The sequence below is a fragment of the Streptomyces sp. WAC04114 genome, assembly GCF_019733245.1.
GTDB classification, from domain to species: domain Bacteria; phylum Actinomycetota; class Actinomycetes; order Streptomycetales; family Streptomycetaceae; genus Streptomyces; species Streptomyces massasporeus_A.
Genome location: NZ_JAIGQA010000073.1, coordinates 12,159 through 33,747 on the forward strand (window position 1 = coordinate 12,159; position 21,589 = coordinate 33,747).

At 70.0% G+C, this 21,589-nt stretch carries 14 protein-coding genes and 1 tRNA gene; 12 read left to right on the forward strand and 3 right to left on the reverse strand.

From position 1 onward, the window contains the following. Positions 1 to 43: 43 nt before the first annotated feature. Positions 44 to 1,927 carry a 3D-(3,5/4)-trihydroxycyclohexane-1,2-dione acylhydrolase (decyclizing) gene (gene iolD, locus K4G64_RS20045; protein ID WP_221757398.1) on the forward strand — a complete coding sequence of 628 codons (1,884 nt, stop codon included), beginning with the start codon at positions 44 to 46 and terminating at the stop codon, positions 1,925 to 1,927. Between the two features lie 14 nt (positions 1,928 to 1,941). After that, on the forward strand, positions 1,942 to 3,444 hold the full coding sequence (mmsA, locus tag K4G64_RS20050) for a CoA-acylating methylmalonate-semialdehyde dehydrogenase (RefSeq protein WP_221757399.1): 1,503 nt from the start codon (positions 1,942 to 1,944) through the stop codon (positions 3,442 to 3,444). A gap of 90 nt (positions 3,445 to 3,534) precedes the next feature. Here the strand turns inward: mmsA and K4G64_RS20055 are convergent, their stop codons facing one another. Then, positions 3,535 to 4,743 (reverse strand): S8 family peptidase, encoded by a 1,209-nt coding sequence (locus K4G64_RS20055; protein WP_221757400.1) that lies wholly within the window; start codon positions 4,741 to 4,743, stop codon positions 3,535 to 3,537. Positions 4,744 to 5,125: 382 nt separating this feature from the next. Here K4G64_RS20055 and K4G64_RS20060 point away from each other — a divergent pair, with 382 nt between their 5' ends. From K4G64_RS20060 to K4G64_RS20095, 8 genes are all read left to right on the forward strand, one after another. Continuing rightward, positions 5,126 to 7,789, forward strand: a complete 2,664-nt coding sequence (locus K4G64_RS20060; protein WP_221757401.1) for a CocE/NonD family hydrolase — start codon at positions 5,126 to 5,128, stop codon at positions 7,787 to 7,789. Beyond that, on the forward strand, positions 7,786 to 8,652 hold the full coding sequence (locus tag K4G64_RS20065) for an ABC transporter permease (protein WP_221757402.1): 867 nt from the start codon (positions 7,786 to 7,788) through the stop codon (positions 8,650 to 8,652). The genes K4G64_RS20060 and K4G64_RS20065 overlap by 4 nt, the downstream gene beginning before the upstream one ends. Positions 8,653 to 9,218: 566 nt before the next feature. Further along, on the forward strand, positions 9,219 to 9,557 hold the full coding sequence (locus K4G64_RS20070) for a hypothetical protein (RefSeq protein WP_221757403.1): 339 nt from the start codon (positions 9,219 to 9,221) through the stop codon (positions 9,555 to 9,557). Positions 9,558 to 11,082: 1,525 nt separating this feature from the next. Then, positions 11,083 to 11,391 carry a hypothetical protein gene (locus tag K4G64_RS20075; protein ID WP_221757404.1) on the forward strand — a complete coding sequence of 103 codons (309 nt, stop codon included), beginning with the start codon at positions 11,083 to 11,085 and terminating at the stop codon, positions 11,389 to 11,391. A 478-nt stretch (positions 11,392 to 11,869) separates the two neighbouring features. Continuing rightward, positions 11,870 to 12,103 carry a hypothetical protein gene (locus tag K4G64_RS20080; protein ID WP_221757405.1) on the forward strand — a complete coding sequence of 78 codons (234 nt, stop codon included), beginning with the start codon at positions 11,870 to 11,872 and terminating at the stop codon, positions 12,101 to 12,103. A gap of 934 nt (positions 12,104 to 13,037) precedes the next feature. Further along, complete coding sequence (locus tag K4G64_RS20085; RefSeq protein WP_221757406.1) at positions 13,038 to 14,297, forward strand: LPXTG cell wall anchor domain-containing protein; 1,260 nt, start codon at positions 13,038 to 13,040, stop codon at positions 14,295 to 14,297. 606 nt (positions 14,298 to 14,903) lie between these two features. Then, complete coding sequence (locus K4G64_RS20090) at positions 14,904 to 15,431, forward strand: tyrosinase family oxidase copper chaperone (RefSeq protein ID WP_308122434.1); 528 nt, start codon at positions 14,904 to 14,906, stop codon at positions 15,429 to 15,431. Continuing rightward, entirely contained in the window at positions 15,415 to 16,281 is an 867-nt protein-coding gene (locus K4G64_RS20095) for a tyrosinase family protein (protein ID WP_221757408.1), read from the forward strand. Before K4G64_RS20090 ends, K4G64_RS20095 begins: the two co-directional genes overlap by 17 nt. Positions 16,282 to 16,469: 188 nt before the next feature. Here the strand turns inward: K4G64_RS20095 and K4G64_RS20100 are convergent, their stop codons facing one another. Both K4G64_RS20100 and K4G64_RS20105 read right to left on the reverse strand, forming a co-directional pair. Continuing rightward, positions 16,470 to 17,432 carry a D-2-hydroxyacid dehydrogenase family protein gene (locus K4G64_RS20100; RefSeq protein ID WP_221757409.1) on the reverse strand — a complete coding sequence of 321 codons (963 nt, stop codon included), beginning with the start codon at positions 17,430 to 17,432 and terminating at the stop codon, positions 16,470 to 16,472. Between the two features lie 161 nt (positions 17,433 to 17,593). Next, positions 17,594 to 17,666: transfer RNA gene (locus tag K4G64_RS20105), tRNA-Arg, on the reverse strand. Positions 17,667 to 17,987: 321 nt separating this feature from the next. Between K4G64_RS20105 and K4G64_RS20110 the strand changes: the two genes are divergently transcribed. Continuing rightward, complete coding sequence (locus tag K4G64_RS20110; RefSeq protein ID WP_221757410.1) at positions 17,988 to 19,595, forward strand: dynamin family protein; 1,608 nt, start codon at positions 17,988 to 17,990, stop codon at positions 19,593 to 19,595. Between the two features lie 3 nt (positions 19,596 to 19,598). Then, entirely contained in the window at positions 19,599 to 21,410 is a 1,812-nt protein-coding gene (locus tag K4G64_RS20115) for a YfjP family GTPase (protein WP_221757411.1), read from the forward strand. Positions 21,411 to 21,589: the final 179 nt, after the last annotated feature.

Consider the following 21,589-nt stretch of genomic DNA (forward strand, 5'->3'; position numbering starts at 1 on the left):
GTGGCCGTCGCGTATCCGTGACCACCCCGAGGGAGGGACGACGATGACGTCGACGACGAGACTGACGGTCGCACAGGCGCTCGTGCGCTTCCTGTCCGCCCAGTACACCGAACGCGACGGTGTCCGCCGGCGGCTCATCGGCGCCACCTGGGGCATCTTCGGCCACGGCAACGTCGCCGGCATCGGCCAGGCGCTCCTGGAGCACGCCGAGCGGATGCCCTACCACCAGGGCCGCAACGAACAGGCCATGGTGCACGCGGCGGTCGGCTACGCCCGGCAGTCGAACCGCCTGTCCACCCACGCGGTGACGACCTCCATCGGCCCGGGCGCCACCAACCTCGTCACCGGCGCCGCCCTCGCGACCATCAACCACCTGCCGGTGCTGCTCCTGCCCGGTGACATCTTCGCGACCCGGCCCGCCGACCCGGTCCTCCAGCAGCTCGAAGTGCCGTACGCGGGCGACGTGTCGGTCAACGACTGCCTGCGCCCGGTGTCGAGGTACTTCGACCGGATCACCCGGCCCGAGGCCCTGATCCCCTCGGCGCTGAACGCGATGCGTGTCCTCACCGACCCCGTCGAGACCGGCGCCGTCACCCTCGCCCTGCCCCAGGACGTGCAGGCCGAGGCGTACGACTGGCCCGAGGACTTCTTCGCCGAGCGCGTCTGGACCGTACGGCGTCCCGGGGCCGACCCGGCGGAACTGGCCGAGGCGGTACGGATCATCCGCTCGGCGAAGCGGCCCCTGGTCGTCGCGGGCGGCGGCGTCCACCACAGCCGCGCCGAGGAGGCCCTCGCCGAGTTCGCCGACACCACCGGCATACCGGTCGCCTCCACGCAGGCCGGCAAGGGCTCGCTGCGCCACGACCACCCCCAGGACGTCGGCGGCGTCGGCCACACCGGCACCGCCACTGCGGACGAACTCGCCCGCACCGCCGACCTGGTGATCGGCGTCGGCACCCGCTACACCGACTTCACCACCGCCTCCGGCACGCTGTTCGGCAACCCGGACGTCCGGTTCCTCAACCTCAACATCGCGTCCTACGACGGCCACAAGCTCGCCGGACAGCCCCTGGTCGCCGACGCCCGCAGCGGCCTGCAGGAGCTCACCGGCGCCCTGCGGCTGCACGCGCACCGGGTCGCCGGCACCTATGCCACCGAGTACACCGAGGACAAGGAGCGCTGGGAGCAGCGCGTCGACGCCTGCTACGAGGTGGACGAACCGGACACCCGGCCGACCCAGCCGCAGGTCCTCGGCGCCCTGGACGAGATCGCCGACGCGTCGGACATCCTGATCAACGCCGCCGGCTCCCTCCCCGGCGACCTGCACAAACTGTGGCGGACCAGGTCGCCCGACCAGTACCACCTGGAGTACGGCTACTCCTGCATGGGCTACGAGATCCCCGCCGCCATCGGCGTGAAGCTGGCCGCTCCCGACCGACCCGTGTGGGCGCTGGTCGGCGACGGCACCTACCTGATGATGCCGACGGAGATCGTCACGGCCGTGCAGGAGGGCGTCGCGATCAAGGTCCTGATCATCCAGAACCACGGCTACGCCTCCATCGGCGGCCTGTCGGAGTCCGTGGGCGGCGAGCGGTTCGGCACCGCCTACCGCTACCCCTCCGAGGACGGCTCGTACACCGGCCCGCCGCTGCCCGTGGACCTCGCCGCCAACGCGGCCAGCCTCGGCATGCGCGTCCTGCGCGCGAAGACCGTCCGGGACCTGCGGGAGGCCCTCGCGGAGGCCCGGGCGGCCGACACTCCCACATGTGTCTACGTCGAGACCCAAACGGCAGACACAGTGTCGGGCCCGCCTCCCGCGCAGGCCTGGTGGGATGTACCCGTGGCCGAGACCGCGACACGGCCGTCCGCGGTCAAGGCACGTGAGCTGTACGAACGGCACGTCTCCACCCGACGCCGCCATCTGTGAAGGAGTTCCCGGCCATGACGAAGATCGTCAACCACTGGATCGGCGGCAAGACCGTCGAAGGCGCCTCGGGCACGTACGGGCCGGTGACCGATCCGGCGACCGGCGAGGTGACGACGAAGGTCGCGTTCGCCTCGGTCGACGAGGTGGACGCGGCGGTCGCCGCCGCCAAGGAGGCCTACCAGACCTGGGGCCAGTCCTCGCTGGCCCAGCGCACCTCGATCCTGTTCAAGTTCCGCGCGCTGCTGGACGCCAACCGGGACGCGATCGCCGAGCTGATCACCGCCGAGCACGGCAAGGTGCACAGCGACGCCCTCGGGGAGGTCGCGCGCGGCCTGGAGATCGTCGAGCTGGCCTGCGGCATCAACGTGCAGCTGAAGGGCGAGCTGTCGACGCAGGTCGCGAGCCGGGTGGACGTCTCCTCGATCCGCCAGCCGCTCGGTGTCGTCGCGGGCATCACCCCGTTCAACTTCCCGGCGATGGTGCCGATGTGGATGTTCCCCATCGCCATCGCCTGCGGCAACACCTTCGTGCTGAAGCCGTCCGAGAAGGACCCGTCGGCCTCGCTGAAGCTCGCCGAGCTGCTGTCGGAGGCGGGCCTGCCCGACGGCGTCTTCAACGTCGTCCACGGCGACAAGGTGGCCGTCGACCGCCTGCTGGAGCACCCGGACGTCAAGGCCGTCTCCTTCGTCGGCTCGACCCCGATCGCCCGCTACATCCACACCACCGCCTCCGCCAACGGCAAGCGCGTCCAGGCCCTCGGCGGCGCCAAGAACCACATGCTGGTCCTGCCCGACGCCGACCTCGACGCGGCCGCCGACGCCGCCGTGTCGGCCGCCTACGGATCGGCCGGCGAGCGCTGCATGGCCATCTCCGCGGTCGTCGCGGTCGGCTCGATCGGCGACGAGCTGGTGGAGAAGATCCGCGAGCGCGCCGAGAAGATCAAGATCGGCCCCGGCGACGACCCGGCCTCCGAGATGGGTCCGCTCATCACCAAGGTCCACCGCGACAAGGTCGCCTCCTACGTCGAAGGCGCGGCGGCCGAGGGCTGCGAGGTCGTCCTGGACGGCACCGGCCACACGGTCGACGGCTTCGAGAACGGCCACTGGATCGGCATCTCGCTGCTCGACAAGGTGCCCACGTCCGCCAAGGCCTACCAGGACGAGATCTTCGGTCCGGTGCTGACCGTGCTGCGCACCGAGACCTACGAGGAGGCCCTGGACCTCATCAACGCCTCGCCGTTCGGCAACGGCACCGCGATCTTCACCAGGGACGGCGGCGCGGCCCGCCGCTTCCAGCTGGAGGTCGAGGCGGGCATGGTCGGCATCAACGTCCCGATCCCGGTCCCCGTGGGCTACCACTCCTTCGGCGGCTGGAAGGACTCGCTCTTCGGCGACCACCACATCTACGGCAACGACGGCACGCACTTCTACACTCGCGGCAAGGTCGTCACCACCCGCTGGCCCGACCCGGCCGACGCCCCGGCGGGCGTGGACCTGGGCTTCCCGCGCAACCACTGATCTCTCGTCAAGCAGTCAGGCGCACAGGCCACACCGGAGACGGCCCGTACTGCGGGCCGTCTTCGACACCTGGTCTCGCGAGTCGGTCATCTACGGCACGAGCCTGAGAAGCCTGTTGGGTGATCCGGGCCCGATGTTGCTGAGGACTCCGGTGGTGGCCCCGTTCACGAGGGCGCTGTGTACGGTCGCCGGACCGGCGCTGGGGTGCGAGGTGAGGTAGACGGCCGCGGCTCCCGCGACATGGGGGGTCGCCATGGATGTGCCGGAGAGGGTGGTCGTCGCCGTGTCGCTGGTGTGCCAGCCGGCGGTGATCAGGGAGCCGGGGGCGAACATGTCGAGCCGGGAACCGTAGTTCGAGAAGCTGGATCGGCTGTCGATCAAGGTGCTGGCCCCGACGGTGAGGGCGGAACCCACCCGGGCGGGGGAGGAGGAGTCGGCGCTCGTGTTCGAGTTGCCGGCGGCCACCGCGTACGTGACGCCGGAGGCGATGGAGTTCCTCACCGCGGTGTCCAGCGACGTGCTGATGCTGGCGCCCAGCGACATGTTGGCGACCGCGGGCCGGACGCGACGCACCGTGACCCAGTCGACGCCCGCGATGACACCGGAGAGGGTGCCGGCCCCGTTGTTGTCCAGCACACGTACCGACACGATCTTGGACTGCTTCGCCACGCCGTACTTCTTGCCGGCGACCGTGGTGGCGACGTGTGTTCCGTGGCCGTTGCCGTCAGAGGCGTTGGTGTCACGGTCGACGAAGTCGTAGCCGTGCCGGGCGCGCCCTGCGAACTCGGTGTGAGTGATGCGCACTCCCGTGTCGATCACGTACACGGTCGCGGATTTGCCTGCTGTGTCCGGATACCTGTACATCAGGTCGCGTGGGAGCCGGGGCTGGTCGATGCGGTCCAGGCCCCACGGAGGGTTGTACTGGGTGGCCTCGAGGTGGACCATCCGGTCCTGCTCGACGAACTCGACGGCCGGGTCCTCCGCCAGACTCCTCGCTCCGGAGGCGCTGATGCGGATGGCGTAGCCGTTGAGCACGGATTCGTAGGTCCAGTCCACGGTGGCGCCGTACTTGGCCAGCAGATCTTCGCCTTTCGTGGAGTTCGCCCTGAACCCCGCGGACTCTTTCAGTACGACGATGTAGCTGTTCTCGACCGCGTTGGCGGAGTTCTCTTGCAGAATCCTTCCTGCGGACGGGGTGGCTTGGGCGGGCAGAGCGGTACCGCTCCCGATGGCGGCCGCCGCGGCCACGGCGGCGACCGCTGCGACGATCCGCCGCCGGGCGGTGAAGATTTCGCGCATCCTGAAAGGCCTTCCTGACGTGTTGGCTGACGCTAATCCGAGGATGACCTGGCCGTTGGTCAGCACAATGCGCTATTAGTCCTTTTGATCCTTAATGACCACTAAGGGCTTACAGAGCACCACCAGTTCCTCCTGGTCCTGTGGGTTGCGCTCGTGGCATCGGGCGATGACCCGGCCTGGAAGGAAGTGAGCGTGGCGGTCGGTTCCCCGGGCCGGTCGCGGTGGCAGGAACGCGGGGTCCGCTCACCCCTGACAGTCGCTCAAGACCGGGCGTCCTACCACGCCTGCAGTACGCACGCAGAAGCCGTACTCCTGGAGGAGGGGTGGGGGTTCGCTCTCCGGTCGACAACTTGCCGACAGGTTGAGCCCTTACCGTTGACGCATGAATCTTCGACTGCCCGGACTGCGGGGCCTGTGGTCACGGCGACGGCGACGGTTCATCGCTGCCGCGTCCGCCGTCGTCCTGCTCGCCGGCGCGGGTACATGGACGGTGACGTCGGCCGTCGCCTCCGACGACCCGCCCCCGGTGCACCGCGCCGACCAGCTCATGACCATGGGCGACGGGGTACGCGTCGACACCTCGTACTTCACCGCGGCCTCGGGCGGCCGCCGCCCCGCCGTCCTGCTCGGGCACGGCTTCGGCGGCAGCAAGGACGACGTCCGGCAGCAGGCGGAGGGCCTCGCCCGCGACGGGTACGCGGTGATGACCTGGTCGGCGCGCGGCTTCGGAAGGTCCAAGGGGAAGATCGGGCTGAACGACCCGCAGGGCGAGGTGGCCGACGTCTCGAAGCTCATCGACTGGCTGGCCGAGCAGCCCCAGGTCGAGCTCGACAAGCCCGGCGACCCGCGCGTGGGCATGGCGGGCGCCTCCTACGGCGGCGCGATCGCGCTGCTGGCGGCGGGCCACGACGGCCGGGTGGACGCCATCGCCCCGTCGATCACGTATTGGAACCTCGCGGACGCGCTGTTCCCGAACGGCGTGTTCAAGAAGTTGTGGGCCGGCATCTTCGTCAACACCGGTGGCGGATGCCGAAGGCTCGAACCCGTGCTGTGCCGGATGTACGAACGCGTCGCCGCATCAGGGAAACCGGACTCCGAGGCGCGCGAACTGCTGGAGAAACGCTCACCGAGCGCCGTCGGTGACCGCATCAAGGCGCCCACCCTCCTGATGCAGGGCCAGACCGACTCCCTCTTCCCGCTGAACCAGGCCGATGCGGCGGCGAAGGCGATCCGCGCGGGCGGTGCCCCCGTCGACGTCGACTGGATCGCCGGCGGTCACGACGGCGGCGACATGGAGACCAGCCGTGTCCAGGCCCGGGTACAGACGTGGTTCGACCGCTACCTCAAGGACGATAAGGGCGCCGACACCGGCCCCGCCTTCCGGGTCTCGCGCACCGTCGGCACCGGCACCGGCGACGGCAGTCCGAGGCTGACCGGCGTGGCCGAGGACACCTACCCCGGCCTCGACAGCGACCAGCACTCCGTCACCCTGACCGGGCGCGAGCAGCGCATCGACAACCCGGCCGGTGCCAGCCCGCCCGGCGTCTCCGCCCTGCCCGGCCTCGGCGGCGCGGGCGGCCTCTCCCAGCTGTCCTCACTCGGCATCGGGGTGGCCCTCGACTTCCCGGGCCAGTTCGCCGCGTTCGAGTCGGCGCCCTTCCGCAAGGACACGCAGATCACCGGCTCGCCGACGGTGACGGTCCGCGTGACGTCGACCGGCGACGACGCCGTGCTCTTCGCGAAGCTGTACGACGTCGGCCGGGACGGCACCCGGCCGGTGCTGCCCTCGCAACTCGTCACGCCCCTCAGGGTGGAGGGCGCGAAGGCCGGCAAGAACGTGAGCGTCACACTCCCGGCCGTCGACCACGAAGTGGCCGAAGGCCACCGGCTCCGCCTCGTCCTCGCCTCGACCGACCTCGCCTACGCCTCCCCGGCGGCTCCGGCGACGTACACCGTCTCCCTCAACAGCGAGCTCAAGGTGCCGATGCCCCTCGGCCGGACCGGCGGTGCGGGCCCGCTGCCCGCCTGGGTGTGGTGGATGCCGCCGGCCGGCGCGGTCGTCGCACTGGCGCTGCTGCTGAGTGGACGGCGCCGCACGGTAGCGCCCACCCCCGACCCCGCGCTGGCCGAAGTGCCGCTCACCATCACGGATCTGTCCAAGCGGTACGCCAAGTCGACGGATCGCTATGCGGTCAAGGACCTGTCCTTCCGCGTGGAGAAGGGCCAGATACTGGGGCTCCTCGGCCCCAACGGTGCGGGCAAGACGACGACCCTGCGCATGCTGATGGGCCTGATCAAGCCGGACGGCGGCGAGATCCGCGTTTTCGGCCACGCGATCCGGCCGGGCACCCCCGTGCTGTCGCGCGTCGGCGCCTTCGTCGAGGGCGCGGGCTTCCTGCCGCATCTCTCCGGCCGCGAGAACCTCGAACTGTACTGGCGCGCCACCGGCCGCCCGCCCGAGGACGCGCACCTGGACGGAGCGCTGCAGATCGCGGGCCTCGGCGACGCCCTCGCCCGCCCGGTCCGCACCTACTCGCAGGGCATGCGCCAGCGCCTCGCCCTCGCCCAGGCCATGCTCGGCCTGCCGGACCTGCTCATTCTCGACGAGCCGACCAACGGCCTGGACCCCCCTCAGATCCGCGAGATGCGCGAGGTCATGATCCGGTACGCGGCGGCCGGCCGCACGGTCATCGTCTCCAGCCATCTGCTGGCCGAGGTCGAACAGACCTGCACCCACCTGGTGGTGATGGACCACGGGCGGCTCGTCCAGGCGGGCCCGGTGACGGAGATCATCGGCTCTGGGGACACTCTGCTGGTGGGTACGACCACCCCCTTGGACGAGCCCCTCGTCGAGAAGGTGGGGGCATTGCCGGGCGTCGCCTCGGCAGTGCGCACCGACGAAGGACTCCTGGTCCGCCTCGACTCCGGCGGAACCCCTGCACGCCTGGTCGCCGGGCTGGTACAGCTGCAGGTCGCCGTGGACTCCGTAGGCCCCCACCGGCGCCTTGAGGACGCCTTCCTCACTCTGATCGGAGCTGAAGCATGAGCAGCATGGTGGCCGATCCCCCGGAGGTCGCGCCCGGCTACCGCGCGGGCCGCACGCTGCCCCTGCGGGTGGAACTGGTCAGGCAGTTGAAGCGGCGGCGCACGCTCGTCATGGGGGCGATCATGGTCGCCCTGCCGTTCGTCCTGCTCATCGCCTTCCAGATCGGTGGCGAGCCGGGCCAGGACAACGGCCGGGTGAACCTCATGGATTCGGCCACGGCGTCCGGCGCCAACTTCGCCGCCGTGAACCTCTTCGCCTCCGCCGGTTTCCTGCTCGTCATCCCCGTGGCGCTGTTCTTCGGGGACACGGTCGCCGCGGAGGCCAGCTGGTCCTCCCTGCGCTACCTCCTCGCGGCGCCGGTGCCCCGAGCACGCCTGCTGTGGTCCAAACTCGTCGTCGCACTCGGCCTCAGCCTTGCCGCCCTCGTGCTGTTGCCGGTCGTCGCCCTTGCCGTCGGCACGGCCGCTTACGGCTGGGGCCCGCTGCAGCTCCCCACCGGGGGCACACTGTCCTCCGGCACCGCCGCGCAGCGCATGGTGATCATCGTGGCGTACGTCCTCGTCTCCCAACTCGTCACCGCCGGGCTGGCGTTCTGGCTGTCGACCAGAACCGACGCGCCTCTCGGTGCCGTCGGCGGCGCGGTGTTCCTGACCATCATCGGAAACGTTCTCGACGAGGTGACAGCCCTCGGCGACTGGCGGGACCTCCTGCCCGCGCACTGGCAATATGCCTGGCTCGACGCGGTCCAGCCTCAGCTCCAATGGACGGACATGATCCAGGGAACGGCTCTCTCCGTGACGTACGCGCTCGTGCTGTTCGCCCTGGCCTTCCGCGGTTTCGCCCGTAAGGACGTGGTGTCCTAGCCAGTGCCGGAATCATCGGATCCCGTCTGGCGGACGTGCTGGTGGTGTCGCTTCTGCGGGCCCTCCGTCCGGTGGTCGGGACTCCGACCACTCCCGGGGACGATGGCCCACCATGGCCAGGGCGAAGTGCCGTTGCCGACCCGGACCTTCGGAGGCTCCCAAGCCCCCTCGGGGGGCACGGCCGAAGCGGCCGACGGGAGCGTGCGGTCGCGCCGTGAGCGCTGAGGACTCCGACCGCACGCGAGAACCGACCCGCCACCCGATCGAGCGCTTTGTCCAACTCTCGGGCCCACCAGCCGACTTGACCCACACGAGGCGCGCCGGCCAACGCCGTGGCCCCCGTCGGCACCGACGTCATGGCGGAAGCCGACACCCAAGAACATGCGGGCGCGGCGATCCCGAACGCCCCGTCACCCGAGTGGCGGATCTCCATAGTTCGCCGTGTTGCAGAGCACACGCCGACCATGGTCACATCTTCCCGCCAAAGGCGCTTAAGGAACATTTCGCGCCGAGATCGAGCGGCTGGCCGCCCGGCGGTCGGCCGAGTTGAACACCCTGGAGAACCAATGGCTCATCGCATGCTCCGTTCTGCGGCCACCGCGCTGCTGGTTTCGGCACCGCTCATCGCTGCCGCGCCCGCGCAGGCCGCTCCTCAGCAGCCCTTCCCCTGCAGCATCGGCAGCCACGCGGTCACCAACAACCTGACCAAGCAGTTCACGGTCAGCGTCACCTGCGACCAGACGCGGACCGTCAGTGTCCGCATCACCTCCGGCGACACGGAACTCGCGAACGTAAGCAAGACCGTCAAGGCGGGTGTTGAGGAGAGCATCACGGTCACCGCGCCCAAGGCTCCTGTTTGCGCAACGCTGAAGACCGATGGTGAGAGCTTCCAGATCTGCGGCTGACGTAGCCCCTCTCCGGCAGCCGTCCGACGGGACTCCGTCACCGCCCAGGACTGCCGATGCCAGGTGGCCGATGGCGGGGCCACCATGAGGTGATCGATGCGAACGGATCCTCGCCGTGGTGAAGGCCCAGGCCGACGCCGACGAGGTCCTGAACCGGGCATCCTCGGTTCGTCTCCACGATCGTGCACGCTCACCGACGCGCGGCCGGGGCCCGCAGAACGGACCCCGGCCGACGAGCCGGACGACTGCGCCATCAGCCGGTCCCCCGGTGAACCGACCACGAACATCCATTGCGCAGCCGACGGCAGTCGCCGCCCCTTGCTCTTCCCCCTCGCCGCCGGACACGCCGACGATGAGCCCACTGTGACCGACCCGATGGCCGTCCGTGTGTTCTCCGGCGCCACGGACGGTCCCGCACCCGGGCCGGGCGACCGGCCTCACCGGGGCCCTGCGCCCGCAGCGGCGCCGGCGCCGCCAGGCCACCGGAATGCGACCGTGAGGTTCACGAGCAGCGCACCACCGTCGAGCGGTGCGTCAACCGCCTGAAACAGCGGTGAGGCAATGCCACCCGCCATGAGAAGGCTGCGACCTTCTACCTGGCCGGACTCCACATCTCAGGCCTCTCCCTCCGGTCCGCCCGGTGATCCAGACGAAACGTCCGGAGCCGTCCACGCCTCCGTCCTGCAGCGGCCGCGGCGTCCGGCCCGCCGGCTCGAAGAGGTCGATGTGCGTGTTCGGTCGTCACCACCGAGGACGGAACCCGGCGCCCGTCGGCGCTGTCAGCCCCTGCTTCATCCGCGGGAGCGCATCACCGGTGACCTCCAGCACGCCCCCCACACCCCCTGAGCGCAACTCAGCCTTCACCGGCACGAGATCCGGTCCGGCGGGTCCTCAAGTCCGTTATGTGTCAGGCGTATCGGGAGCGCTGTCACCGTGGCGCACACCCAAGTCCTGCTGCGCCGAGGAGGATTCCTGCCGGCTGCCGTTCGGTTGCTCCCCGGCCAGGACTGCGTGGCCGCCTGGACGTGCTGCGGGCCGAATCCGCCGTGTCGGGCCGCGGCCCCGGATACGTCCGGCGGCCGAGCTCCCGAATTCTGTGCCGGTCAGCGGGCATGCGGCGGACCTGCCTGACGGCGGCCTGTCCCTGCTGGACCGCCGCACAAGGCAGGTCTGACGGAGACTGCCCAGACCGCCTTCCACGTGCTGGCCAACCGCCCATCGCCCCAGCGGCGTTGCCTCCGGAGTGAAAATAGGACCAATGCGGGAGATGTATCGGCCGTGCACTCGGTCGAAAGATGAGGGTGTGCCCCAAATCTGTTGGATAACCGGCGCGTCCGGTGTGTCATTACTCCGATTGGTTGATCGACCTGTCGTGACCTGGGAATTCCGCACTCATATCATCTGTCTCAGAGGGCCATGTGGATGAAGTTCCGGAGCTACGGGCATTCCAAGTGGAGCGCGCCCCGGAGTTGAGGCAATACTGGTTTCGTCCTTCCAGCCTGGAAGACACAGAACGGAGATATAAATGCGCACGAATGTTAAGCGCGGGGCTGCGTCGGCCCTCGCGGCGGTTGCCATTCTCGCCGGTTCCGCCTCGGTTGCCAGCGCCGGCGAACACGACGACGAGCCGGGCATCGTCATCGTCAACGAGAACGAGAACACCAACACCAACAGCAACGACAACGACAACGCCGCGACGGCCACGGCCGCCGTCGAGGTCGCCCTCGTTGACGAGGCCGACGATGCCGCCCCCGCCCCCGCCCCCGCTGCCGCCCCGGCGGCGCAGAGCGCCTCGGACCCGAGCCTCCTGGGCTTCCTGCTGGCGGTTCTGTGACGTTGGGCTGAGCCCAGTGCAGTCGGCTGGTGATCGTTCGAGTTCAGTTCGAAGGTCATTCGATTCTCTCGGGGATCATGGCTCGACCTGCAGCGTTTCTCCCTGACTGGCGGATGGGGTCACATCCTCATCCGCCGAGGAAGAGGGGCTCCGCTCGAACGGTGACGAGTTAAGGCGAATGCGCGGCCTCGAGCCGCGCATTTCGTTTGCCGTCGTTACGAGTGGTTCCGATAATTCGATGCGTCTTCAGAGACCGGTCGCCTGTGGCGGTCGGTCCTCTTGGTTTGTTCGTGGGAATTCATGGTTGCAGCAGCAGTTTCCGTTGGCCGGCCTGAGCGCTCGACCATCTATATCCTCCCGCACAGGGCCAAAGGAGTGAAGTTCCGGCCTCAGGGGCCGTTCAAGTTGTGCGGTCTCCAGTGTCGCGGCAGTATCTGTTTCGTTCTTCCAACGGGGAAGAAAAGGAACGGAGACAACAATGCGTATGACCATGAAGCGCGGAGCTGCGTCGACCCTCGCTGCGGTGGCGCTCCTCGCGGGTTCCGCCTCCGCTGCCAGCGCCGCCTGCGACAACGACGACAACGGCAGCGACGACTCCATTGTCATCGTTAACGAGAACAACAACACCAACACCAACACCAACACCAACAACAACACCGCCACGGCCACGGCCACGGTCGTGATCGGCGACCTCCTGGACGCGGCTGTCTGACCGGCCGGATTTCACTGGGGCCGGGTTTTGATCGTTCGAATACTGTTCGGCGGTCAGGGGCCTCATCTCGATTCCCCGGGATGGAGGTCCGACCTGAAAGCGTCTCTCCCTGACGGGCGGATGAGGTGAGCATCCTCATTGACGGAGGGAGGGGCGCTTTTGTTCCATGGCGTCAATCATGTGAAGCGCCTGAGGCGACCATCCTTCCCGATGGCCGGTTTTTCACGGCTGGGGCATCCATGAGCCGCGGGCCAGGCGCCCTTGTGTCATCTGATTAGCGCACACTCGCATCAGCTTCCCAATAGGGGCCGTACGGACGAAGTCTGCAGACGGCTGACCCATAAGAGTGTCACCCGCTTGATGCAGATTTCCTGCGGATGCACCATCGGTTCGGCCCTTCAGTTGAAGGGGGTTGCGAAATGCATATTTGAGGCGGTGTGAGTGGTATGATCATCTTGCCGCGATGCCCGGATACAAGGAAAGCGTCGTTCCGTACCAAATCCGAGGCGAGGCTCTGGCTGGTCAAGCAGTCATTGTTGGAGAAAACCCCTGACCGCATCTACCGGTGCTCGGGTTGCCGGTACTGGCACTTCACCGCATCCCATCACTGGACCAGCCAGAAAATCAGGCGGAGGAGAAATTACGGGAGGAGGGAAGCCGCCCCGAGCCCCCGCCGCAAGAAGAGTGGGAAACGCTGACGAATTCAGCGCGCCGTGGCGTACAGCTCCGCGGGCTGGACCTCGATCAGTCGCTCCCTAGTCGATCTCTCGGTGCACCTGTACCGGATTCCCCGCAGCACCTGCCGGTCCGTCAGCAGTGAGATTCATTGACGCGTCGGCTGAACGGGCTGCGGCACGGGCCTACCCTGACGCTTTCCTCTTCTGGCCAGGGTCGGCTGTTCCCCTTTCCTCTTTCCTTGAGCAGGAAGACGACGATGCGAAAGAAACTGAGCAAGGGGCTGGTTGTGGCTGCGGCCGCGACGAGCATTCTGCCCCTGTACGGCATTCCGGCGTTGGCGGACTCGCATGGCGAGGCTCTCACAAACGCCTGCGGCAGCTCCTCTGGTGAGACAGCCGTAAACGGGCCCTCCTCCGGGAACGGCTGCACCAGCAGCACCAGTGCGCAGGGGTCGAACGACACCCCTGACACTGCTCGCATCGACCGCCTGGACGAGCACAAGAGCCACGCCGACGCGGCGGTCGAGCGCGCTCTGGCCACACTGAAGGACAAGCAGTCGGCCGCCGTACCCGTTGGCGAAGGCAGCGATGACACGGACGGCAGCAGCCGCGTCGCCGCCGCGAGCGGGGACGAGAACGGCGGTGAGGGCGAGGGCTCTTACGGCAGTGACGAGTCGGAGGAGGCAGACGGCGCCGCTGTGACGCCGTCCACGCAGCCCAGCACGCTGCCGGCGGAGGCGAAGCCGTCGGCGTCGGCGTCGGCGTCGTCTCAGGACAGCGACTACGGCGACGACGAGAGCGGCGACGAGAGCCGCGACGACGAGAGCGTCGTCACCGCGAGCGGGGACGAGGACGGCGGTGAGGGCGAGGGGTCTTACGGCAGTGAGGAGTCGGAGGAGCCGGACGGCTCCGGTGTGACGCCGTCCACGCAGCCCAGCACGCTGCCGGCGGAAGTGAAGCCGTCGGCGTCCCAGGACAGCGGCTACGGCGAGGAGAAGCCCGGTTACGGCGAGGAGAAGCCTGGCTACGGCGAGGAGAAGCCCGGCTACGGCCACGAGAAGCCCGGCTACGGCGAGGAGAAGCCCGGTTACGGCGAGGAGAAGCCCGGTTACGGCGAGGAGAAGCCTGGCTACGGCCACGAGAAGCCCGGCTACGGCGAGGAGAAGCCTGGCTACGGCCACGAGAAGCCCGGTTACGGCGAGGAGAAGCCTGGCTACGGCGAGGAGAAGCCCGGCTACGGCCACGAGAAGCCCGGCTACGGCGACGAGGAACCCGGCTACGGCGACGACGGCGGGTACGGTGACACGCCGTCCACGCCGCCGCCCACCACTCCACCGGCGACGCAGCCGCCCACCTCGTGGCCCCCGACTCCCCCGCACACCAAGCCTCCGACGGATCGACCCTCCCTCCCCGACACCGGGGGTGGGGAGGTGATCGCGGCCTCGGGCGCAGCTGCGCTGCTGCTGGCGGGTGGCGTCATCCTGTACCGGCGGGGACGGGTCCTGTCCCGCCGGTAGCGATTACTCCCTGCCGGGTGCCGGACGCATGGCGTCCGGCACCCGAGTCGGTTCCGGATCGATCCATCGGCCAACCGGAGCCGGTCGTCCGGGTCGGGCCGCAGGAAACCGACGGCACTGGTCGATCCCGCGTCTGCGACGTGATCCAACGACAGGCATTAGGGGAGGGTGGTGGCGTGGCTCGGCTCCTGGACCGCATGACGCCGAGCACAGGCCGAGAAGGGCGGACCATCCGTGCCCTTCATTCGGGTGACCTTCCGAGTGGGGCCTCGAAATTTCCTGTGTGCCCGGTTTCCGCTCGCTCAAGGGCTCGTTGAAAGTGGTGAGGCAATCCCGGCCCCGTCAGGGAGGCTCCGGTGGCGGCAGCGCCGCCCGTGTCGGGCGCCGTACTCACCGGAGACGTGACCGCGGCCAGCAAGCATCCCGGACCGTGGGCGCAAGGTGAGCGGGAATCCCGGGCCGATCGCGGCGCGCATGCGAGGGGCCCGTCGAGCGTGTGTCATGTGGACCGCCCTGTTCAGGGCGAGGAAGAGGCAGGCATTGCGAACCGGCAAACCACTTCAGCCACAACCAGCGCGCCCCCCGGCGCCCGCGACGGTCACCCCAGTGGCCGCCGGCTCCGCGCACACCGCGCAGTCACCCGCACACGCCGCCAGGACCACGGTGCGACGCCGGGTGCTGTGGGGGCTGTTCGCATCGGCGTTCTCGGTGGCTCTCGCACCGGTACTGGTGGCATCGGGGACGTCCCCGACGGCCTCGGGAGCGGTGGGGAACGGGCCCGGACCGGACGGCGACGGGGAGCGTTTCGACGAGACGTACCGCGGGCGCCGCATCGCAGGCGTCAGGTACGACGTCGGGCGGCCCGGGGAGGACGGGCAGAGCGCGTGGCACGTAACCGTGGACGGGCGGCCGTTGCACCTGATGCGCCGGGCCGACGGCAGCTGGATGAGCATGGTCGACCACTATCAGTCGTATGCGACTCCGCTCGCCGCCGCGCGCGCTGCCGTCGACGAACTCGGCCCCGACGCACAGCTGGTCATGCCGGGTGAGCGGGACAGTCACATGGAGGACAGCCGTACGGCAAACGGAAACGGGCACGCCGAGGGGGAGCATCACCGTGGTGTACACGCGTAAGGACGTCAGCACACTCACCCGGTCCGAACGGCGCCGGCTCGTCAACGCGCTGCTGGAGCTCAAACGGCGCGGTGAGTATGACGAGTTCGTGCGTATGCACATCGAGTACTACACCCCCGACGGCGAGAGCGGCCTGCGCGCCGCCCACATGGCGCCTTCCTTCCTGCCCTGGCACCGCAAGTTCCTGCTGGACCTGGAGAGCGCGCTGCGCCGCGTGGACGAGTCGGTGACCCTGCCGTACTGGGACTGGACGCGCAACCGTACGCGCACGGCCGTACCGTGGACCGATGACCTGCTCGGCGGCACCGGGCGGCGATCCGACCGGCAGGTGATGTCCGGCCCCTTCGCCCACCGCAACGGCAAGTGGACGATCAGAGTGGGGGTCACCGACACGAGGTTTCTCACGCGTGAGCTGGGCCGTCCGCGGGATCCGATCGCGCTGCCGGCGGCCAAGGATCTGGAGGGGGCCCTCAACGACCCCGTCTACGACGCGGCACCGTGGCACTCCGGGTCGACCAAGGGGTTCCGCAACAAGGTCGAAGGGTGGGGGCCCGGGCAGGGCCCCGCTTCGTGGCGCACCCACAACCGGGTCCACCGCTGGGTCGGCGGCCACATGATGGGTGGCGCGTCCGTCAACGACCCCGTGTTCTGGATGCACCACGCCTTCGTGGACCTTCTCTGGCTGCGCTGGCAGCGGCGGCACCGGGGCGCCCGCTATCTCCCCGCGAAGCAGCTGGCCCGGGGGGACGCTCAGCGGGGCCGAGTCATCGCGCGGCACCAGAAGATGCCACCGTGGGACGTCACACCGGCCCAGTTGGAGGACCAGAGCCACATCTACCGGTACGCGTAGTCCGGACGAGCCGGGTACGGGTACGGGTGCGGGTATTTGCATGGGCTCGGCTGCGTACGAGCGGCGCGCCAACGGCACGGCGAGACCTGTCAGCGCACCGCCGGGCCTTGCGGGGTGCAGCCGGCCGCCGACGGAGGCGCCGTGACCGCAGGCCAGGCGGTCACCAGGCGGTCACCAGGCGGCACACCTCAGCGGGCCAGGAGCCGGATCGGCGAACCGGCCAGAAACGCCTGGATGTTCTCGACCGCCTGGCCGTAGTACGTCGCGTAGTTGGCCCGGGAGACGTAGCCGAGGTGCGGTGTGGCGAGGAGGCGAGGAGCCGTGCGCATCGGGTGGTCGGCGGGCAGGGGCTCGATGTCGAAGACGTCGACGCCGGCGCCGGCGATCCTGCCGTCGTGCAGGGCGGCGAGGAGGGCCTCCTGGTCGACGATGGCCGCACGTGAGGTGTTGATCAAGTACGCGGTCGGCTTCAGGAGAGCGAGTTCGGCGGGGCCGAGCAGGCCGCGGGTACGGTCGCTCAGCGCGAGGTGGACCGAGACGAAGTCGCTGCTCGCGACGAGGTCATCCTTGGAGGGGGCGAGCTCGACGCCGATCTCGGCCGCCCGCCCGCGGGTGAGGTTCTGACTCCAGGCGCTCACGTGCATGCCGAAGGCGAGCCCGACCTGGGCGACCCGGCTGCCGATCTTCCCCAGGCCGAGCAACCCGAGCCGCCTGCCGTGCAGATCGGCACCGACGGTGCTCTGCCAGGGGCCACCGGAGCGCAGGGAACTGCTCTCCTCGACGATGCCGCGAGCGAGGCCGAGCAACAGCGCCCAGGTCAGTTCGACGGGCGGCGTGGAGGAACTGGCCGTGCCGCACACCGTGACGCCGCGTGCCTCGGCGGCCGCGTAGTCGATGACGGAATTCCGCATGCCGGAGGCGACGATCAGTTTCAGCCGGGGCAGCCGGGTGATCAGCGACCCGGGGAACGGCACGCGTTCGCGCAGGGTCACCACGATGTCGAACGTGGCCAGTGCGGCGGCCAGGTCGTCCTCGCCCTCGATGTGCCGGTCGAAGGCGACGACCTCCACGTCGTTCGCGACGAGCGACCAGTCGGCGGCCTCGGCCGCCACCTTCTGAAAGTCGTCCAGTACAGCGCAGCGCAGCCGCACGTCGTGCCCCTTTCACGGCCCGTTGGTCGATTCCCGGAGCGACCCACGGATCGGTCCATGATCCGGTTCCAGGGGGCCATGATCGCGCCGGGGTGCTGGTAACGGAAGGCTCTGTGCCCTGACCAGCAAAAAGCCCTCCCCAAAGGGAGGGCGGAGACTTGCGCCCCCGGCAGGACTCGAACCTGCGGCCAAGCGCTTAGAAGGCGCCTGCTCTATCCACTGAGCTACGGGGGCCGGGTGTGGTGGCCTCTGTCCTGGTGCCCTGGTGTGGGCCGATCCGTGACGTCGCCGGGGACAAGGATAGGGCTCCCGCGTCCTTGTCCCTGCTGCTTCGCCTCCGTGGCTCGATGTGGAGGTTCAGTGAAGCGGTCCTGATAATCGCAGGCGGGTACGAATCGTGCATCGCTTTTGGCGTCAGAGGCATCGGGTGTTGTGCACTCGTTATGCCTGGAGTCGGCCCATGTCCCAGTCGCCCCTTCCGTCCCTTGTGTTCCGTCGGCGCGCAGACATGCTCATATGCTTCAGAATTCCCCTAAAATTGGGCATTCTTCACATGTGGTGACCTTGGACGTACGGCCTCAGCTGCTCGACGCACTCTCCGCCCTGCGCGACCGTGTCGCCGCCGCACGCTTCCCGCTGCCCCTGGCGGGGGCCGCACGCGCGCGTGCCAGCCGCGACGAACTCCTCGCGCAGCTCGACGACTACTTGGTGCCCCGGCTGCGGGAGCCCGAAGCGCCGCTTCTGGCCGTCGTGGGCGGGTCGACCGGAGCCGGGAAATCGACGCTCGTGAACTCCCTCGTGGGGCGGCGGGTCAGCGAGGCGGGCGTGCTGCGGCCGACGACACGCACCCCCGTGCTGGTCTGCCATCCGGAGGACCACCACTGGTTCAGCGGGATGAGGGTGCTGCCCGACCTCACGCGTGTGTGGGTGCCCCAACAGGACTCCACCGACGACCTGCTGCTCCCCGGTGAGAACCCCGCGCGCGTACTGCGCGTCGAGACCGCTGAGACGCTCCCGCCCGGCCTCGCCCTCCTCGACGCGCCCGACATCGACTCCCTGGTCTCCGACAACCGGGTCCTGGCCGCCGAACTCATCTGCGCCGCAGACATCTGGGTCATGGTCACCACGGCCGCCCGCTACGCCGACGCCGTCCCCTGGCACATGCTGCGCACCGCCAAGGAATACGACGTCACCCTCGTGACCGTGCTCGACCGGGTGCCTCACCAGGTGGTGAACGAGGTGTCGCGGCAGTACGGGGCCCTGCTCACCAAGGCCGGGCTCGGCGAGGTGCCGCGCTTCACCGTGCCCGAACTGCCCGAGTCGGCCTGGGGCGGCGGGCTCCTGCCGGCCTCCGCTGTCGCCCAGTTGCGCACCTGGCTGGTCCACCAGGCCCAGGACCCCGCAGCCCGGCAGCACGTCCTCGCCCGTACGGCGTACGGCGTCCTCGACTCCCTCAAGTCCCGGATGCCCGAGCTGGCCGGGGCCGCCGCCGCTCAGTACGCCGCCGCGCTGCGGCTCACCTCCGCCGTCGAAGGGGCCTACGACAGCGAGCACACGCGCGTGCGGGGCCGGTTGAAGAGCGGGGCGGTCCTCGCCGGGGACGCGCTCAAGCGCTGGCGCGCCTTCCCTCTGGACTGCACCGCCGCCGAACTCCTCGACGCGCTGGTGGAGAGCCTCAGCACGCTGCTGCTGTGCGCCGTCACCGCAGCCGACGAGCGCGTCGACGACGCCTGGCGGCGCGAGCCGGCCTCCAGCGCACCGGAACTCGCCGCACGTGACTCAGGCGCGGACAGCGTCGAGCACCGCATCGGGCTCGCCGTACGGCGATGGCGGCGCGAGCTCGAGGAGCAGGCCGAGGAGGAGGTGCGCGAGCTCGACCGCAACCTCGCCCCCGACCCCGAACTGGTCGCCGCCCTGGTCGCCACCTCCCTGCTGGGCGGTCGCCGGGGCCGAACGGCCGGGGAGGGCCTCGCCGAGCGGATCGGCGCCCATGGCGCACTGCGACTGCGGGACCGGGCCGGGCGGCTGCTCACCGAGCACGTGGACCGGGTCGTGCGCGCCGAACGTGAGCGCAGGCTCGCCCCGCTCGACGCGCTCGACGTCCACCCCGAGCCCCAGGCCGAGCTCATCGCCGCGCTGTCCGTACTGCAGAAGGAGAGGTGACCGGTGACCGTCACCGACCAGGACCCCACCGAGCACGCCGATCAGCCGGACGACGACGCCCACAAGGGCGGCGGCGACCGCAGCGCCCCGGGTGGCGAGCGGGCGACGCGTACCGACTCCACCGAGGCCTGGGACGACGGACTCATCGCGCGCCGGGTCGCCGAGACAGCCGAAGAAGACAGGTTCCCCATGACGGACAACCGCTCCGCCGCCCCGCTGACGGTGACCCCCCTGGTGCACGAGGAGTCGCTGCGCTCGCGGCTGGAGGCCCTGCGTGAACTCGTGGGGCTGTCCCGCACCCGGCTCGACAGCCGGACCCTCTCGGGGGCCGGCCGGGTACTCGACGAGGCGGCCGCGCGGCGCAGGCTCTCCGGGCAGCACACCGTCGTCGCCATCGCGGGCGCCACCGGCAGCGGCAAGTCGCAGCTGTTCAACGCGCTCGCCGGGGTGGCCATCTCGGAGACGGGCGTACGCCGCCCCACCACCGCCGCGCCCATCGCGTGCAGTTGGAGCGACGGGGGAGCCGGCCTCATCGAGCGGCTCGGGATCCCGCCCCGGCTGCGCCGCCGGCCGTTCCCGACCGGGGACGGCGAGTCGCCGCTGCGCGGACTGGTCCTGGTCGACCTGCCCGACCACGACTCCGCGGCCGTACAACACCGCCGGCATGTGGACCGCATCCTCGGGCTCGTCGACGCGGTCATCTGGGTGGTCGACCCGGAGAAGTACGCCGACGCCGTCCTCCACGAGCGCTATCTGCGGCCGATGGCGGCCCACGCCGAGGTCATGTTCGTCGTCCTCAACCAGATCGACCGGCTGCCCGGGGAAGCCGCCGAGCAGGTCCTCGACGATCTGCGGCGGCTCCTCGACGAGGACGGCATCGCCCTCGGGGAGTACGGCGAACCGGGCACGACCGTGCTGGCGCTGTCCGCGCTCACCGGGGACGGTGTCGGGGAGCTGCGCGAGGCCCTGGGCCAGTTCGTCTCGGAGCGCGGGGCGCCGAACCGCCGTATCTCGGCGGACGTGGACATCGCCGCGGCGCGGCTGTGGCCCGTCTACGCCACCCAGCGGCGGACCGGGCTCAGCGAACAGGCCCGGGAGGAGTTCTCCGACCGGCTCGCGGACGCGGTGGGCGCCACGGCGGTGGGCGAAGCGGCCGAGCGCGCGTGGCTGCGCAACGCCAACCGAGCGTGCGGTACGCCCTGGCTGCGGCTGTGGCGGTGGTACCAGGACCGCGGCGAGCCCGCTACGGGCCGGCTCCCCTCACGCACGCAGGCCGACGAGGAGGCGACGGCCCGTCAGCGGGTCGAGCATGCGGTGCGGAAGGTGGCCGACCGGGCGTCCGCCGGGCTGCCGGCGCCGTGGGCGCAGGCGGTGCGTGAGGCGGCCGTCCGCGGCTCGCAGGGGCTGCCCGAGGCGCTGGACGAGCTGACCGGGCGCGCGGGCGTGCCGGCGGGGCGGCCGCCGCGCCCGGGGTGGTGGCCGGTGGCCGTCCTCACTCAGGCGTGCATGACGATCCTGCAGTTCCTGGGCGGGCTGTGGCTGCTGGGTCAGATCATCGGGTTCATGGCGCCGAATCTGGGGGTGCCGGTGCTGCTGATGGTGATCGGCATCGTCGGCGGACCGATCATCGAGTGGAGCTGCCGGGTGGCGGCCCGAGGCCCGGCCCGGCGCTACGGCCTGGAGGCGGAACGCCGGTTGCGGGAGGCGGCGGCCGGGTGCGGCCGGGCCCGGGTCCTGGATCCGGTGGCGGCGGAACTGCTGCGGTACCAGGAGGTCCGGGAGCAGTACGGGAGGGTGGTGGGGACGGGGTGCTGACGCCACGACGGTGACACCGAGGGCGGGGTGGTGTCCGCGGGGCAGGGCGGTGACTACGGGATGGGACAGCGACTTCGGGTGGAGCGGCTGTGACGGGCCGCAGGCGTCGAGGGCCGTGCTTCGGCACCGCTCCGGCTCTGCCAGCTCCGCCCGGTGCCGCCCCCGGCCCTGTCCGGCAC

Coding starts and splice junctions, on each gene's coding strand:
- iolD (WP_221757398.1), top strand. CDS start 44: ATGACGTCGACGACGAGACTGACGGTCGCACAGGCGCTCGTGCGCTTC.
- mmsA (WP_221757399.1), top strand. CDS start 1,942: ATGACGAAGATCGTCAACCACTGGATCGGCGGCAAGACCGTCGAAGGC.
- K4G64_RS20055 (WP_221757400.1), bottom strand. CDS start 4,743: ATGCGCGAAATCTTCACCGCCCGGCGGCGGATCGTCGCAGCGGTCGCC.
- K4G64_RS20060 (WP_221757401.1), top strand. CDS start 5,126: ATGAATCTTCGACTGCCCGGACTGCGGGGCCTGTGGTCACGGCGACGG.
- K4G64_RS20065 (WP_221757402.1), top strand. CDS start 7,786: ATGAGCAGCATGGTGGCCGATCCCCCGGAGGTCGCGCCCGGCTACCGC.
- K4G64_RS20070 (WP_221757403.1), top strand. CDS start 9,219: ATGGCTCATCGCATGCTCCGTTCTGCGGCCACCGCGCTGCTGGTTTCG.
- K4G64_RS20075 (WP_221757404.1), top strand. CDS start 11,083: ATGCGCACGAATGTTAAGCGCGGGGCTGCGTCGGCCCTCGCGGCGGTT.
- K4G64_RS20080 (WP_221757405.1), top strand. CDS start 11,870: ATGCGTATGACCATGAAGCGCGGAGCTGCGTCGACCCTCGCTGCGGTG.
- K4G64_RS20085 (WP_221757406.1), top strand. CDS start 13,038: ATGCGAAAGAAACTGAGCAAGGGGCTGGTTGTGGCTGCGGCCGCGACG.